Source organism: Shewanella sp. Scap07 (assembly GCF_013394145.1).
Classification (GTDB): Bacteria; Pseudomonadota; Gammaproteobacteria; order Enterobacterales; family Shewanellaceae; genus Shewanella; species Shewanella waksmanii.
Window position 1 is genome coordinate 4,464,520 of the sequence record NZ_CP041329.1, and the last position, 17,001, is coordinate 4,481,520.

Annotated in this window: 13 protein-coding genes; 7 read left to right on the forward strand and 6 right to left on the reverse strand. The window is 46.5% G+C overall.

All coding sequences use genetic code 11. The annotated features are described in order from the left end of the window. Positions 1-63: 63 nt before the first annotated feature. The gene (locus FLM48_RS19715) at positions 64-276 is read right to left on the reverse strand and encodes a helix-turn-helix transcriptional regulator (RefSeq protein WP_179025843.1); all 213 of its coding nucleotides are present in this window, start codon (positions 274-276) and stop codon (positions 64-66) included. Between the two features lie 2 nt (positions 277-278). Next, positions 279-794: a DUF2975 domain-containing protein gene (locus tag FLM48_RS19720; RefSeq protein ID WP_179025844.1), complete on the reverse strand. Its 516-nt coding sequence runs from the start codon at positions 792-794 to the stop codon at positions 279-281. 181 nt (positions 795-975) lie between these two features. Here FLM48_RS19720 and FLM48_RS19725 point away from each other — a divergent pair, with 181 nt between their 5' ends. The 3 genes from FLM48_RS19725 to FLM48_RS19735 all read left to right on the forward strand — a co-directional run bounded on the left by FLM48_RS19725 (position 976) and on the right by FLM48_RS19735 (position 7,001). Further along, complete coding sequence (locus tag FLM48_RS19725) at positions 976-3,033, forward strand: S9 family peptidase (protein WP_179025845.1); 2,058 nt, start codon at positions 976-978, stop codon at positions 3,031-3,033. A gap of 1,062 nt (positions 3,034-4,095) precedes the next feature. Beyond that, positions 4,096-4,953: a delta-class carbonic anhydrase gene (locus tag FLM48_RS19730; protein ID WP_179025846.1), complete on the forward strand. Its 858-nt coding sequence runs from the start codon at positions 4,096-4,098 to the stop codon at positions 4,951-4,953. Between the two features lie 383 nt (positions 4,954-5,336). Then, positions 5,337-7,001, forward strand: coding sequence for a transcriptional regulator (locus FLM48_RS19735; protein ID WP_179025847.1), 1,665 nt, complete (start codon positions 5,337-5,339; stop codon positions 6,999-7,001). A gap of 28 nt (positions 7,002-7,029) precedes the next feature. Here FLM48_RS19735 and nhaC read toward each other — a convergent pair whose 3' ends face one another. Then, complete coding sequence (gene nhaC, locus FLM48_RS19740; RefSeq protein ID WP_179025848.1) at positions 7,030-8,556, reverse strand: Na+/H+ antiporter NhaC; 1,527 nt, start codon at positions 8,554-8,556, stop codon at positions 7,030-7,032. A gap of 299 nt (positions 8,557-8,855) precedes the next feature. Here nhaC and FLM48_RS19745 point away from each other — a divergent pair, with 299 nt between their 5' ends. Beyond that, positions 8,856-9,431: a nucleoside triphosphate pyrophosphohydrolase family protein gene (locus FLM48_RS19745; protein WP_028773914.1), complete on the forward strand. Its 576-nt coding sequence runs from the start codon at positions 8,856-8,858 to the stop codon at positions 9,429-9,431. A 155-nt stretch (positions 9,432-9,586) separates the two neighbouring features. Continuing rightward, positions 9,587-9,943, forward strand: coding sequence for a metalloregulator ArsR/SmtB family transcription factor (locus FLM48_RS19750; protein WP_179025849.1), 357 nt, complete (start codon positions 9,587-9,589; stop codon positions 9,941-9,943). Between the two features lie 55 nt (positions 9,944-9,998). On the opposite strand, the gene arrB is transcribed toward FLM48_RS19750, so the two are convergent. From arrB to FLM48_RS19765, 3 genes are all read right to left on the reverse strand, one after another. Beyond that, positions 9,999-10,703, reverse strand: coding sequence for an arsenate respiratory reductase iron-sulfur subunit ArrB (arrB, locus tag FLM48_RS19755; protein WP_179025850.1), 705 nt, complete (start codon positions 10,701-10,703; stop codon positions 9,999-10,001). An 11-nt stretch (positions 10,704-10,714) separates the two neighbouring features. Next, the gene (gene arrA / locus FLM48_RS19760) at positions 10,715-13,276 is read right to left on the reverse strand and encodes an arsenate respiratory reductase molybdopterin-containing subunit ArrA (RefSeq protein WP_179025851.1); all 2,562 of its coding nucleotides are present in this window, start codon (positions 13,274-13,276) and stop codon (positions 10,715-10,717) included. Positions 13,277-13,716: 440 nt separating this feature from the next. Next, positions 13,717-14,631, reverse strand: coding sequence for an SMP-30/gluconolactonase/LRE family protein (locus FLM48_RS19765; protein ID WP_179025852.1), 915 nt, complete (start codon positions 14,629-14,631; stop codon positions 13,717-13,719). 225 nt (positions 14,632-14,856) lie between these two features. Between FLM48_RS19765 and FLM48_RS19770 the strand changes: the two genes are divergently transcribed. Together FLM48_RS19770 and FLM48_RS19775 are read left to right on the forward strand one after the other, a co-directional pair. Continuing rightward, positions 14,857-16,125, forward strand: a complete 1,269-nt coding sequence (locus FLM48_RS19770) for an amino acid deaminase (RefSeq protein WP_179025853.1) — start codon at positions 14,857-14,859, stop codon at positions 16,123-16,125. After that, positions 16,125-17,000, forward strand: a complete 876-nt coding sequence (locus FLM48_RS19775) for a MurR/RpiR family transcriptional regulator (RefSeq protein WP_245608448.1) — start codon at positions 16,125-16,127, stop codon at positions 16,998-17,000. The genes FLM48_RS19770 and FLM48_RS19775 overlap by 1 nt, the downstream gene beginning before the upstream one ends. The last annotated feature ends 1 nt before the right edge of the window (position 17,001 follow it).

Here is a 17,001-nt window from a genome sequence, read left to right on the forward strand (position 1 = left end):
CCTTTTCATTGCTCCCGTCCGGATATTTGCCCCTTTGCCGGACGGACTTTTTTTGCAATTACCTTACTCAGAGTCGTTCTGATAGGCCAAAATATCGCCTGGCTGACACTGCAAATAGGCACAGATCTTCGCTAACGTCTCAAAGCGTACCCCTTTCACTTTACCGCGCTTAAGCAAAGACAAATTGGCCTCAGTGATATCAATGGCTTTCGCTAACTCCTTTGAGCTGACCTTTCGCATCGCCATCATCACATCTAAATTAACAATAATTTCCATGGCTAGATAAACTCTTTGTTTTCGGCTTCAATTTCTTTTGCCGCTTTGAGTAAGTAAACAATCACTAACATCAACAGCAAGGTGGTGATATTACCAAAGTCGATAGGCAGTTCTATCTCGGTGGTTTCAAAAAACTGACTGTGGTAATTACCCACCGCAATATTTCGGCCGATATCTAAGAAAAAGTCCGCCACTTTTAGCCAAATTAACCACAAGTAACAGCGCATTGGTTCGGTGGCAAAAAACAGACCTTGTTGGTAGTAAGCCAACAACTTTTGCAGCCAATACACTCCTAGCAACATGGTGACAAATTGCGGTAGCACCATCATGAGTAGCACGCTGTGACTGGCACGATCGTCTTGCCAAAGTGCTTCTGAAAGCGCACTGCTACCTAACCTAAGCTCACCGTTGAAACCCAGTTGATAACCCAAGTAGCCAATAACAACCGCAGTCGCCAGCAAAACTAACCCCCGCAGATATCCACTTAACTGACTCAATTTGTTCATCTTGTCGTTCATGACGTCGATCTTCTCCTACACATTGATGCCCAAATCATAACACACAACAAAAAATATTCGCAAAATAATATTAAATTATCGTTTTACAATAATTATTTTATGTAATAGGCTAAATAGCAACTTAGCAATACAGTCATCAACCACGATGATGCGGATGCGTTATATCAATAAGGAACAGATTATGAGCCATAAATTATTACTTTCTTCACTGCTACTGACCGCCAGCGCTATCAGCGGATTGATGAGCGGTTGCAGCACCCAACAGCAGCAAAACCTAACCCATTCCGCCGTTGCGCCAGTGAGCAGCACGGCTGCGGTACTGCCTATTGAGGCGTTCTTCAATGAACAAGGGATTAGCGATATTCAAACATCCAATGATGGCAAGTGGCTGGCCTTTTTAAAGGACTATCAGGGGGCAAAAAACCTCTATTTGATGCCTGTCGGCGCGGCGTTGAGTGACGCCCAAGTCATCACCCAATATTCAACTCCCATTGCCGGATTTCAATGGTCACTCAACGACAACCAGCTGTTCTTTGCCAAAGATACTGATGGCAACGAAAACACTCAGCTTTACAAGCTAACTTTTGATGCGACCAAGGCAATCTCGGCGCAAATTCAACCGTTAACAGACCAAGTAGACAGTCGTTATATTTTGCTAAGACAGCCAAAGCTTAACCCTGAACAACTTATTGTCATGGCTAACCATAGCCAAGCGCAGCGACTCGATCTATACCGTCTCAATATCAAGGATGGTTCAATAACGCCTTTGATGGAAAATACCCTAGGCTTCGGACAAATAGAGGTCAACGATAGCGGCGAGCCCGTATTAGCGGCCAACAGTAATCCAGACAACACCCGTAACCTGTATATTAATGAACAGGGGCAGTGGCGTGTGTTGCTCAGCACAGACTTTGGCGAAGAGATTGATATATTGCGAATTAATACTGAGCGCAACATCGCCTTTGTTAAAGCCAACATTCAAGGTCGCGATAAACAACAATTACTGAGTATCGATCTTACAACTGGCAAGTTAACCACATTGCATCAAGATCCCCGCGATGAGTCTGATGTACATGAAGTGCTATTTGATGATGCTGGTAGTCCGATTGCGGTTTCCTACTATGGCGGCCGACTACGTACCTACCCTTTAAACCAGGAATTTAAACAGCACTGGCGGACGATTAACGATCACTTCAAACGAGACGTAGAAATCACCGTCAGCGACCGTAACCAAGATACCGGCCTGTGGCAGCTGCATGTTGCCAGCGACACCGATCTGGGCAATGAATATGTCTATGATGCCAACACGGGAAAAGTCTCTGTACTGTTAGCCCAGCAACCGAGTATCAACCCAAGCTTGTTGTCTAACAGACAATCCATCCACTATACCGCTCGCGATGGCGTGACGATTCAAGCTTACTTAACCTTGCCACAAGGACAAAGCAAGCAACTACCTACAATCATTCTGCCCCATGGCGGCCCTTGGGCACGGGATTATTGGACCCTAGGTTCTGGTTACTTCAATCCGGTGGCACAGCTGTTAGCCAACCGAGGTTATGCAGTACTGCAGCCAAACTTTCGCGCCTCAACGGGCTTTGGTAAGCGCTTTTTGAACCTCGGCAACAAAAACTGGGGCACAGGCAGTATGCAAGACGATCTCACCGATGGCGTCAACTACCTGGTTGAGCAAGGCATTGCCGACAAGCAGCGGGTTGGCATTATGGGGGCATCTTACGGCGGTTATGCCGCGCTAGCAGGGGTAACGTTCACACCCGATGTCTATCAAGCCGCTATTAGCTATGTTGGGCCATCAAGCCTAATTACATTAATGGAAGCGTTTCCGGACTACTATCGCCCCTATTTAGGTCAGTTCTATAACGCGGTAGGTGACCCAGAAGTGGCCGCAGACCGCACCGATATGCAGGCCAGATCGCCAATTAACTTTGTCGATAACATTAAAACGCCGCTATTGCTGGTACAAGGTGCTAATGATCCGCGTGTCACCCAAATAGAGTCTGACAATATTGCCAAAGCCCTAGTCAACAAGTCGCTACCGGTTGAATACATTTTGGCGAAAGATGAAGGTCATGGATTTCAAAAGCGCGACAATAAACTGGCTTATATTCTCGCCATGGAACGCTTCTTTGCTAAACACTTAGGTGGCAAAGTCAGCCCAACCCCGTCTGTCGCACTGGGGGATCACCTACAAAGTTTAACCGTCGATGTTAAGGCGCTATAAGTACCATAGACGCGTCTGGGCATGAATGGTCTCTGCGGTTTCCCCCTAAGAGACTATTTCTGCCTCCACAACTTACTGTGATGCGATATAAACACCCTTGATAATCCCCAGTCCAAGACACCTAGAGCAGAATAAAAACAACAATATTAATTTGGCCGCCAAAGTATCTGATTATTTATCAGACACAACCAACACTAATAGGCAAAACAAAAACAGGTAAGCCTTACCTAAAACCAACCACGAAAAATGGCTTAAAACAAACTTAATTAAAACCGACGAACCCAGATTAAACCAAGATACAAATCAGTTTATTTTAATCACTTCCACTTATAACCTGAAAAGCGAAAAGCTCAATATTTTAGCGTATTCACTCCACCTTAAATTACTATTTTTGGCCACATGGATAGAACATGTAAAGTTATTTCCCACAACTGGCACTGATATCGACGGTGAGACACGATTAAAAAAGCGAAATTAATCTCAATAGCAGGAAAGTGAAGTCCTCGACAACAAAACCGTTAACGCCGAATTTCTGCCCCAGCCTTTGTCAGCTAGAAAGTAGCAGCGACATACTAGCTAGTTCAGTGGCTATCTTGTGCAGTGGCTGTCTTGTGTAGTGGCTGTCTTGTGTAGTGGCTGTCTTGTGCAGTAGCGGGCATATGCCACTAGGCTCCCAGATGACGTCAGTAACAATTCACGTCAATAGTTTTCATCTGCTGATACAAATTAAGCAGGTTTAATCATGCTCACTTAGTTAATAAAATTTATACAACTAATAAAAACCATAAAAACAAACCTATATTAAAAGATGTTTAGTCTAGAGCGATACAATCACAACAACCAGTACACACAGGTTTCAACAACTAAAAGTGAAACAAACAAAAAACCTTTAAAACATATGAAAACCCCATATTACAACCAAGGCCAATAGTCTACCTTAAGATAGCATTATATAGATGAAAAATGATGACGAATTATTAATTAGCAAACATTGATATCGCCGACAAAGTCAAATAAATTATAAAAAGGAAATGTAATTAACTTTATTTAAAAAGGTAACTCATGAAGACAAATATAATTCTTGCCTCGTCAATATCGCTGCTTTTGCCATTATCTGCTTTTGCTGGCTCATCTCAGCAGCCAGTTGCAGATAGTGTTATTGAAGCCCAGCGAGCAGCACTAGCGGCAAATACTGCTGGGCAAGGATTTGGCCCCCAATCCCCGAGAAACATTGATAACCTAGCAGGCGAAAATCAACGCACATTTGCTGCAGCACCTCACTATAGCAAGATGAATCTATGTAACATTCATTTCCATAAGAACGCTGAGCACCAAGGTGGTGAATTTACTCAATATGCGGGTAATGGTGACGGCAAAGGTTATCACTCAGGATACGTCTATGCAGGCGAACTGAGCGAAAAGGAACTTACTCCGATATCGAGTATTATTGGGGGTGAAAAACACGCCTTAAACCCTGGTGACACCATTGAAGTACACTACGTTCATTCGAGTGCCGATGTAACACCTGGGCCAACCCTAGGGGCTTGTTTAAGCGAATCAATTGCCAATCCACAGCTACGAGTGGAAACCCAAGTTTTTGTGCTCGTTAATGACACCGATGCCGCTAACTTTATGACCTTAACTGAATTAGGCCAACGTAATGGCTACCATCAAGCATTAAATATCCCTAATGATACTGGCACTGCCATTGAATATGCCGGCTCAACAACAGGGCCAAGCTTTAATGAGCAAGCCTCACCACTGCAAGTTAGCTGGAGTGTCCGTCCTCAAGTCATGAAAGTAGACATTCACTCAGTGGGTCAATGGTTAACAGGTAACGTATTTGATGAAGATCATGCCCACGGTGTGCGTAACTTAGTCACCAATCCCAAGCTACTTTCCAATGCCGGTGTAAACTAGCAAACGGCCTTTCCAGTATGTTTTACCCTCGAATGGTAAAGCATACTGGATAGTTTCCAGCATAACTCTGCTAGCCAATCAGTACCAAAGGCAGCAGTAACCATTGCCACAACCAATTTACTATCCAAACTAAACAGTCACTCACCAAATATCCGCACACCAGCGTCGCTTTCATTACTCTTCTCGCCTTCTATCATCCGCAAGCCTGTAATGGCTGCTTTTATCCTGCTACTAGCTTAACTAACTGAAAAATATTGAAGTTGAATATTGGTGAAAGCCGCAGTAATAGACGGTGAAGCTTGGTGAAAGCCATTGATAATTGGTGAAAGCTAAGTAAAGTGGGGATTAATTCCTCAATAACGCCCGATAAAAACAATAATAAAATGCTTAAGGACGGCACTATCAATATTCGTTATCAGTTTGCGGATCTCACCCTCAACACCCAGCTGGGTACCTTAGTTAACCAACAAGGTGAAGAGATAAAATTGCCATGGCTTAGCTATCGTTTGCTATGGGTATTATTAGAAGCCTCGCCAGCGATTGTCAGTCAGCGCGAATTGATTGCCGCAGTGTGGCCCGATGCGGTTGTTGGTGACGAAACCTTAAAGCAACGGGTCAAACTGCTGCGCCGGGCGCTGCAAGATGATGCAGCGGCGCCGCGCTATATCGAGGCCATTCGCGGACGTGGCTATCGCATTATTGCCAACGTCGATGCCACTCCCATAGCAGAAACCGGTCAATCCAGTCGGCTAGCTTTAGCCACAGATACTCATATTAGTCCCAGTAAAGGCAGCAATTATCCGCTTTACTGGAAAATGACCTCATTGGGTTTACTAACCTTACTGATGCTATTTGTCTGTGTGGCACTGCTAATGTCTGCCAGCGTCCCCCTACAAAAAACCCAGCAAACCACCGCCCAAAGTGCCACAGCTCATAGCTTCGACAACGAGCTCTACCAAAAAGGCCTCGATTACTACCATCGTTATCGTGCAGAAGATAACTTGCATGCCATCGACCTATTTCAGTCTGTTATTGCCCTCAGCCCTCAAAAAGCCGAAGCCTATGCGGGTTTGTCCGACGCCTATAGCCAGGGGGTATACCAATTTAATGGCCCTACTGAATGGCAAACCTTGGCGATTGATGCGGCGTATAAAGCCATTGCACTGCAGCCCGATTTGGCCCTAGGCTACAAATCGCTAGGACTGGCGTACTACAACAAGGGTTGGCTAGTTAAGGCGATAAATGCCAACCTCAAAGCGCTTGATAAGCACAGCCAATTTGCCGAAGCGATGGCCAACGTGAGTTACTTATACCGAGAGATAGGCCAGCTAAAACAAGCGCTCAGCTGGAATAGCAAAGCCTTGCAACTTGATAGCAATCACTCGGTTAACTTAGTACACCGCGGCCTTATTTATATTGCTCTTAACCAATATCTGCAGGCTGAAGGGGTGCTCAATAAAGCGCTGCAGCTACAACCTGACTCGCAGCTTGCCAGTACCAGCATGGGTCAGTGGTATATCAGCCAAGGCCTTTATCAACAAGCTGTCAGTCACTATCAACAACTACTCACTAAGCCAACTAACCAAGCAAATTTGGCGTTTACCTATGGCTTAGCCCAAGCACACTATTACTTAGGCGACTATCAACTCGCTCAGCAGCTCGCACAATCTCTGAGCGCATCGAATAACCCGCAGCGTCAGCAACAAGGTCAGCTACTGGGATTTTTCTGCCACGTAGGCACTCAAAGTGACTCTGTGTGGCAGCAAGATGCGACGCTAGCGGCTAAGTGGCAACAATTGATTAGCCATTATCTCAATCAGCAGGCAAGCGGCTCAGACAGAGGCAGCGATAGCTTGGCATTGGCGATGTTGTATGCCAGTGCGAATGACAGCTCGCAAAGCCAACGCTTCCTTATTCAAGCGATCAATCAAGGTGTGCTGCAAAGATCGCTAATTGAAGATCACCCCAGCTTTGCCCTGCAAGTGGCGGAGCCGCAGTTTCAGCAATTGTTGAGCGAAATCGATAAACATATTCTCGCTCAACAATAGCGAGCTTAACCACCTATACAGGAAAGCGCTACGCCGGTGTGATGGCTTGTAGCGCTTGACGTTGCTCGGCGGTGAGCTTAACAATTTTAAAATCATAGTAGGCGTAGGCGGCACTGATCAGTGGGCAGACAAGATTGAAGAACGCAAATGGCAGATAAGCCAACGTCGCGACTCCCAATGTACTGGCCATGTAGGCACCACAGGTATTCCAAGGCACCAGTGGACTGGTGATGGTGGCAGAGTCTTCTAATGCGCGGCTTAAGTTCACCGGCGCTAGGCCATAGCGGCCGTACTCCACTTTCAACATTCTACCGGGCAGCAAGATCGCAATGTATTGATCGCCGGTGACTAAGTTGGCGCCAATCGCACTGACTAAAGTCGTCATAATCAGACTGCCGCCAGAGCTGACCAACTGCATGATGCTTTGTAGTATCCGTTGCAAAAGCCCTGTGCGTTCCATCACGCCACCAAACGCCATGGCACAAATAATCAACCAGACCGTGGTCACCATACTGCTCATACCGCCGCGGCTAAGTAAGTTATCTAAAACCTCACTTCCGGTGTTGGCCACATAGCCGTCAAACATGGCAACCCACAAGCCTTTAACCAACGCCAGCAGCATAGGTAAATTGCTGTCGTTGGCTAATGCCAGCACCCCATCAAATTGGAACACTAACGCGCACACTGCCCCGGCTAACGTACCTAATATCACCGTTGGAAAAGCGGGCATCTTTTTATACGCTAGCAGTAACACCACCAGTAAGGGTAACAACAGCAGTATGCTCGGTTGATATTGCGCTTGTAATACCGCCATAGTTTGCTGCAGATCGTTTTCAGCTTGAGTGCTGCCGCCACTGAGTCCTAATAAGACAAAGCCGATAAGCGCAATAATAATACTGGGGGTAGTGGTCCAGGCCATGTGACGAATATGGGCAAAAAGATCGCTGCCAGCGACAGCAGGAGCCAAGTTAGTGGTATCAGACATGGGTGACATTTTGTCACCAAAGTAAGCGCCAGAAATGATGGCGCCCGCCGCGATTTCGACACTTAAGCCCATCACACTCGCCACGCCAATAAGTGCAATACCTAAGGTGCCTGCCACAGTCCAAGAACTGCCAATACTGAGCGCGACTATCGCGCATAGCAGACAAGATGCCGCATAGAAGTATTCAGGGTTAAGTAGCTTCATGCCATAGAAAATCATGGTCGGCACCGTACCGGACAATATCCAAGTGCCAATTAACGACCCGACGGAAAACAAAATCAACAACGCGCCTGTGGCGAGGCCGACACCTTTGACAATGCCTTTTTCCATCTCTGCCCAGCTATAGCCGTTTTTGGCACCGACAATCATGGCAATACATGCGGCGATAATCAGCGCGATTTGATTGGCGCCAGCAGAGCTGTCGGATGAGAATAGATACACCGCCATCGCCAACATGACAACCAATGCCAACATAGGAGTCAGTGCATCTATCAAAGAGGGAGTGCGGTGTTTTTTATTGCTTGCTTGTGGCGTTGTAACCTCTTCCTGAGGCGGGGATCCTGCTGCCATGGTCAATCCTATTATTGTTATTTTTTGGTATTAAATAGCCAGCAATGTTTACATATAAGCAACAACCTTGTCCAATCAACGCTAGCCTGCAACCCGCATGAATACTGGCGTTATCAGCTATTAATCACTAAAAATTCATTGCTAAGGCGTTAATCGTATTGTTTATGCACTTAATGAGCATAAACACGAATTGCTCAACACCTCTATTTGGTGAATAAAGCGAGCATGTGCCTTTCAATTATTGCGGCTATCCCTTAAAATCTGCCCCTAAATGATTTCCGCTCAAAGGCTTTTACACCATGCAACTAACGGCACTGACTCAACCTATCTATGATCACCTTTATGCTGATATCCATCAGTTTCGCTCGACCTTCGATCTGCCAATTGAAGATCCTAGCAGCTTAGATGATCAAGCCGACACGCTGCATACGTCATTGGCGATTGAAGAGTTAACAGAATTAGCTGAAGCTGATTGCCGTGTAGAGCAGGCCGATGCCATTGTCGATTCGGTTTACGTATTAATGGGCCGTTTAGTGCACTTAGGTGCCAGCCAAGTTAGCGATCGTCTAGAGATCAGCTATCTGATTGATCTGTTGCTACACGTTGCCAAGAATCGCGACATTGATTTCATCACTTGCTGGGATGAAGTACATTCAAGCAACATGAGTAAAGTTTGTCGCAATGAGCAAGAGTTGGCTGAAACCGTTGAGTTTTATGCTAAACAAGGGGTAGAGATTGTCGGCAGCAGCAAAGGCGATTTTATCATTGCTAAATGCGCTAAAGACGTCGATATGGATGGTAAAGTCGTACGCCAAGGCAAAGTCCTAAAATCTGTCTATTATCGTCCGGCTGACCTTGCCAAGTTAGTAAAATAACCTCGCTGCCAAGGCTGCTGTCGATGACAGTTGCCTTGTAAGCAATGCCTAAGTAACATTGACCTAACGGTAGCGTTTCTTAGGCTAGATTGACTACCGCAGCGGTACAGCGCAACGTAGTCACCAATAATCACTTAATAAATTGACGAACCAACATGCAGTTAGCACCGATCACTCTATTTAAGTCTCTATCCGATCCAATTCGGCTCTCCATCTTGTTAATGCTCAAGGCAGAAGGTGAGTTGTGCGTGTGTGAATTTAGTGAGGCACTGGATGAAGTGCAGCCGAAAATTTCGCGCAACTTAGCACTACTAAAAACGGCAGAGATAGTGATTAATCGTCGCCAAGGGCAATGGATCTATTATTCAATTAATCCCAATTTGCCGCAGTGGGCACAGCAAGTGCTCAACGAAACTTATTCAGCAAACCAAGCATTAATTGCCACCCCTTTGAGTAAACTGAACGCTGTTGGCGATACCCAAAATCGCCCCATGATTTTATGTAAAAAATAACCTAACTTGCCAGAATCTGACAAGTTAGGTCTAAGTGACACAAAAGCCCTAAAGCTTAATAGATAGTTTTGACATTGAAACTGCGAATGTAATGCACATTCGGTTGGGTGCCAGCCTCCAGATTCATCTGTTTGCTGCCATGCATCTTTATCAGACGCGAAACTTCACTGTTAGGATCGGCTAAATCGCCAATCACCCTCGCCCCAGATGGACAAGCACTCACACAAGCAGGCAACAAACCCTGATCTAATCTGTGGTCGCACAAGGTGCACTTTTCTGCCGTTCTGCGTGGACGCGTCTGCGGATAAGTGTCTCCACGTTCAGGATTAACATACGGGGTGGTTTTGCTGCCCGTTTGCTTAAGTAATAAATGTGGTGACGCCGTACCTTGAGGCACCAACACACTGTCATCTTGCCACTCACGATGCGGCACTTGTCGGTTATAACTGATGACGCCATACGGACACGCCCGTACACACTTCATACAACCAATACACTTATCGTTATCCTGCAATGTTAAGCCGCGCTTGTCTTTGTACATCGCCCCAGTTGGGCACACATTAACGCAAGCGGCGTTATCGCAGTGGTTACATAGCGTCGGCACATAGCTGTATTTCACGTCAGGGAAACGACCTTCAGTGACGTTGATATGATTCGACCATTTAATGCCATCCGCGGTGTTGTTTTCTGTTTTACAGGCTAAATCGCATCCGCCGCAGCCTACGCACTTTTGAAGATCAATGACCATTCCTAATTTCATAATATGCTCCTTTAGGCTTTGCTGACTTGAATACGGATATGACCATAGAAGGCCGACGCGCCGCTGAGCCTATCGTATCTGTCGGCAATAATATCGTTGTTATTGCCACCGCGAACTTGGCTACCAAACTTCAGACTGGCATGACGTCCATAGGCCCAATGGCCTTGGCCAAAACACTTAGCCACTGTGCCGGGTCTAACCCCTTCCCACAGCGCCGCTGTGCAGCTCAGCTGACCCACCGGACTACTCACAATGATGTTATCGCCATCTTTGATACCCAGCTTTTGAGCATCAATCGGGTTCAACTTAGCGGTATCCACTTCGACCTTATCGCCTGGATCGACATCCTTAAATTCGTAGTACCAAGGGGTATTGGCTGAACGCCCTTCTTTGTTGAGACGTGACTTTTGATCCACCAGCAATAGCGGATATTGTTTCGCATCACCAAACCGATACGGCGCTTCATAATGGGGCACAAACGCCAGTTTTCCGCGGGCCTCATACTCACAAGCCGCCATCACCTCATCAACACTGACGCTGTGTTTTTTGGCATGTTTGCCTAAGGCGGTCTCTAAGGTTTTACTGTAAAACTCAAACTGCTTGGTTTCGGTTTTAAACTTACCCCAGCGCGTCTTGAGCTTGTATGGGTGGCTATTCCACACACCGGCTTCTACAAACTTGTCCCACGAACCTAGGTCTTCACCGTACTTGTCTGCACCCGGTTGCCAAAGTGGCGCGGTGACATAGCGCACCAACAATTTACCGAACTCTTGCTCATTTTTTGCGGGTTGCTGAGTTTCAGGATCGAGTAACTGCTCGTTGATGTATCGCCAAGGCTTGTCGAAGCCTTTTTCCGCCAGTTTTTTCGCTAGCAAATAAGGAATTTCAGACTCATCATCCTTAGTGTTCCACAAGCGGTCTATAGAAGGTTGTTGCACTGAAACTTGATGAACACCGTTACCAATCGAATCTAATACCCCCCATTTTTCAAACATATGGTGGTTAGCAGGTAAGATAATGTCAGCAAACCAGCTGAACTCAGAGATATTGGTGGTGATATGCGCCATGAATTCCAGCTGGCTCAACGCTTCATTCCAGCGCTGCCCTTCTGGCGAAGAGAAGTTGAAGTTATTGAAATAAGCCAACATCACTTTGATCTCATAAGGATCGGCGCTTAGCATGCCATTTGGCGCATTGCTGGTGATCACGCCACCGCCCGACTTGCCCTTTTTAAGTGCAGGAAACGCCAAGGTGCCACGCTGATCAATTTTCGGGCTCTTAACCGTCTTTTTAGCGATATCATCAAGATAGGGTTTCGAATCAGGGAAACTTTTGTGCAACTTGATTTTATTGGCAGGGAACAATCCGCCTTTATTATCAATACCACCGAATAGGCCATTAAGTGCATGACAAGCAAAAGAGGTGTAAGTCCCGCGAGTGTGCATGACGGCGCCGCGTGAGGTCCAAACCTGCACCGCTGGTGCTGCCGCCGCCATATCCTTAGCAATACTGATAATGGTTTGTGGGTCAATATCCGTTTGCTCTGCCGCCCACTGTGGCGTGCAATCTTTAAGCGTTAAGTTCCACCACTCAATCAAGCCGTGGGTATACTTTTCATCAAATTGGCTTGCAGCAATCGTTTTGCCAGCAACAAACTGATTGTTACCGTCTTTAAAGTCACCCACAAATGGCTTATGCCAACCGCCTTCAACCAAAGCGACATGGGCAATAGCTAGCGCCAAAACACTGTCTTTGGCAGGCTCAATAGGGATCCATTTATGGGCTTTACTCGCCGACGCTGACAGTCTTGGATCCACCACCACCACTTTGGCCTGATCTAAGGCATCACCCCAAGTTTTAGAGTAGTAAGAAACCTGACGGTTACTGGCGATGGGATCAGCGCCAAACGACAGAATGAATTTGGCATTGGCGACATCATATTGGTTATAGCCCCAGTTTCCATCTTGGTAGTAGGGCCCCATTTTATGGGCTTCAGCACAAATTGAACTATGAGAGATATTATTGGGCGAGCCAATCATATTGGTGAGATGTTTATAAACAAACTCATTGATGTGCGAGTAGCGTCCACGTAGCAAGGCGTATTTATTGGCTTCGCCGGCGTTACGTAAATTAATGATTTTATCCGCCAGCAAATCCAATGCTTCATCCCAAGAAATGGGCTTAAACATCGGGTCATGCTGCTGGCCCTTCTTAGGGTTAGTACGTATAAGCGGAGTGCGCACTCTATCGGGGTCATACACCTGCTGTAAGCTAAGGTGTTGGCGTGGGCAGCTCGACTCGCCGTGAACCTGAGAGTTAACATTGCCGCGCACTTTGACCGCGCGGCCATCCATCACGTAGACCTGTTTGGCACACCATGAGGTACAACCTTGGCAAGTGGTACCGACCCACTTACCGGTGCCCGTCAACGCATCAGATTTTGGTAACTCATTTTCAATGGCTTCAACCATTGGCTCAACCGCTGTCGTGCTACAACCCGTAGCAGATAGCGCCGCTGTCGCCGCACTAGACTTTAATAAAGCTCGGCGGCTTATTTGAATTTTTTTGCTCATATCATCACCCTTGGCAAACTTCATATACACAATATTGCATATGCGATTTATCGTATGTATACACCTAAAGAGGCAGAACAAGTAGTTTCAAGGTGTGCGATCAATCACAGATTATCGCTTTAGCATCTGCTTAATTATGTGATGGGTATTGGGATAACGGCGGCTTCTAGCAGGCAATAGAGGAAACAGTCAAACTTTACTTAAAATAACATTAATTGTTTATTTAACAACAAGTAAAATAGGTTGCAGAACACCAAAATGGCGGTCTAACCTGCTCTATCTAAGCCAAGCTTTTGCAGATAAAATAAACAAGTCAATTTTGTGCTTTAGGTCACTGTCATTAGTTGACCAAATTAATCAGGATTTGGTCATTAAATTGTAATGATTTGGTGGTAATTGGCCGCAATGGTAGTTGAATGCCCTAATCACGGCCCGGCAGTTTAATTAAAATTACGCCCAGCATTGGCAACGCGTACTTTTTCAATCGCACCGCGTTTTTGCATGGTGATATAGAGATCACGGCCATCTTCTCCACCAAACGCAACGTTGGTCGGGTGCTGACCTGTGAGTTCAATGGTATACATGAGCTTACCTGCTGGTGATACTACCGCCACCACGCCAGCACCATAACGAGCGATGTATAAATTACCCTGATTGTCAGTGCGCATGCCGTCGAGTCCATGGTCATCAAAGGCAATCAGTAGGCGTTTGTTACTGACTTCGCCCTCGGCGCTGAGATCGTATTGCCAAACTTTACGCTGCACGCTTTCATTGACGTACAAAGTGCGATTGTCTGGGCTGACTTCAATGCCATTGGTGGTGCCCATCGCTTGCTCTAACAGCTGTGTTTGACCTTGGGTATCGATACGCCACAATTGGCCACTACTTTCGGCCCAGTTAGGATCGCTGGCAAATAAAATACCATTATCCATAATGGCAATATCATTGGGTTGGTTCATATCAGCATTGTGGGCATAAACACTCACTTCAGTGCTGTTAGCAGCCACTTTAAGAATGTTATGTCCCATATAATCAGCAATATACATATTTTGTTTTGCATCAAAGCGAATACCATTGCCAATAGAACCTTCAGGTAAACTCAAATACAAACTCGCATGACCATTGCTATCTACTCGTCCAATGGTGCCCTCTTTACCAAAGTTAACCGCGTATAAGTTACCTTGTTTATCCACTGCGGGGCCTTCGACTCCCTGAGTAAAAGTGCCAGCGGCAACCCAGTCTTGGCTTTTAAGCGACTCACTGATGTCAGTTTGATGAGCAGACAAAGGTGCTGATAATGCACTGGCTAACACGCTAATGCCCGCGACAAGTTTGAATTTTATTGTTAATCCCATAGTGGTGATTTGCCCTTTGATTGTAGTGATATTGCCAGCTGTTCTAAGTCTAAATAACCCCGTAAACAACCGATATTGCTAATAGACGCTCATTGATTAAGTTACATAGTAACACCAAATGCTATTGCTTTGTGTTATTTTATAACATAAGCTAAACCTAACCTGTTTCAGCTGAAAACTCAATAATTTGCTCAGCGAGAGCCACCATAAACAAGGGATATGTCGATGCAATTTGACCCGCAAAACTTGGCACAGCAAGCCGCTGGCAATGCGCCAAATCGTATTCATAAAGGCCTGGGCAACCTCAATACATTGGCACAAGGTTGGCAGATCCTCGCAGAGCAGTTGAGTTTACCGGCAGCCACCCTCAAACGCAGTGCTATCGAGCAGAACCTGCAATGGATGCAATCGTTTGCCGACAGCGCTCACGTACAACTTGCACCTCACGGCAAAACTTCTATGGCACCGGCTTTATTTCAAGCACAAATAGCCAGTGGGGCTTGGGGTATGAGCGTTGCTAACGCGCAACAAATAGTGAGTGCCCACCATGCGGGCGTGCAAAACATCATCTTGGCTAATCAACTCGTTGGCTTACATAACTTTGCTATTGTCGCTAACGTGCTACGTCAGCACCAAGGTCAGCTGTATGTGTTTGCTGATAGTTTGGCTAATTTGGGCGCCATCAACGATTTTTTTGCGCCGCTAAACCTCAACGTCAATGTGTTAATCGAGCTGGGGGTGACAGGTGGTCGTTGCGGAGTTCGTCAGCACCAGCAAGCTCACCAATTAGCCGATTTTATCGCGCAATCATCGGCGCTAAACTTGGCCGGAATCGCCTTTTATGAAGGTGTGATCCATGGAGACAATGCGGCTAACGATATTGGCGAGTTTGTTGACCAAAGTGTGCAATTAGCAAAACAGTTGGCCAAACGCCTCACGCCGCAGAAAAACTTTATCATTACCGGCGCTGGCTCAGCTTGGTACGACATTGTTAGCCAGCACCTGATAAAGCACGATCCTGAGCAGCGCTTAACCGCCATTATTCGCCCGGGATGTTACTTAATTCACGACACCGGCATCTACCAAGATGCACAGCAACAAGTCTTAGCTCGCAGCACATTAGCCTGTGACATCAATGCCGAGCTAACCAGCAGTCTGCAACTGTGGGCCTATGTGCAATCGGTCCCTGAAGCGGGCATGGCAATCATCGGCCTAGGTAAACGTGATGCCGCCTTTGACGCCGGCTTACCCACTCCAGAGCTGCATTATCGACCACAACAAAGTGCGCCAACCCCAGTGAATCAAAACTGGAAGGTGGTACGCATCATGGATCAACACTGCATGATGAGCGTCCCCCAAGACAGTGATATCCAAGTTGGCGATCTCATCTGCTTTAGTACTTCACACCCATGTCTGACACTCGATAAGTGGCGCTTTGTCGGCATGGAAGATGACAACTATTGTGTTAACCAAATTATTGAGACTCACTTCTAATGACAACCACAACCGACCACCGCATGGACATTGTTAGCTGCATTAAACAGCGACTACCAGCACTAAGGCCCTCAGAGCAAAAAGTCGCGCAGTTTATTCTCGCTAACCTTAATTATGCCGCGCACGCCCCCATAGGCGAGCTGGCCGACAAAATACAAGTCAGTCATGCCAGTATTACCCGGCTGGCCAAGGCGCTAGATTGTATTAATGTACGCGACTTAAAGTTCAAGTTGGCCCAATCGAGTGCTGTGGGCGAGCGCTTCACCTCAGACACTAAGGTAGAAAAAAAAGACATTCCCGCTATCTACCAATCTATTCACGATGCTCTGTCTCGTAACGCAGGATTGATTGAAGAGCAGAGCATTCAAACGGCCTGTCAGCTCGTCACTCAAGCCAGACAATTGCTGATCTTAGGGGTGGGCGGCGGCAGTAGCATCATGGCGCAAGAGTGCCACCACAGACTATTTAGACTCGAAGTGATGAGCAATGCCTATAGCGATCCTATGTTGATGCGTATGGCCACCGCCACCGTGGAAAAACAAGATGTGATTCTATGTTTGTCATTAGGTGGCGTGAGCCCCGATGTACAGCACAGTGCCACCATTGCCAAAGAATATGGCGCCAAAGTGATTGCCATTTGCCCACAAGGGCCATTAGCAGAGTTGGCCGATGTCCACCTGCCGATTGAAACCGATGAAAGCGACTACATTTTCAAGCCCAGCTCATCACGCTACGTGATGCTGGCGGCCATTGATATTTTGGCCAGTGAAGTCGCAGTCATCAACCAACGTAAGTCCCGCGAGAAGCTACGCCGGATTAAACTGCACCTTGATGATCATCGCCAAAACGATGGTCGCTTGCCGCTGGGAGATTAGC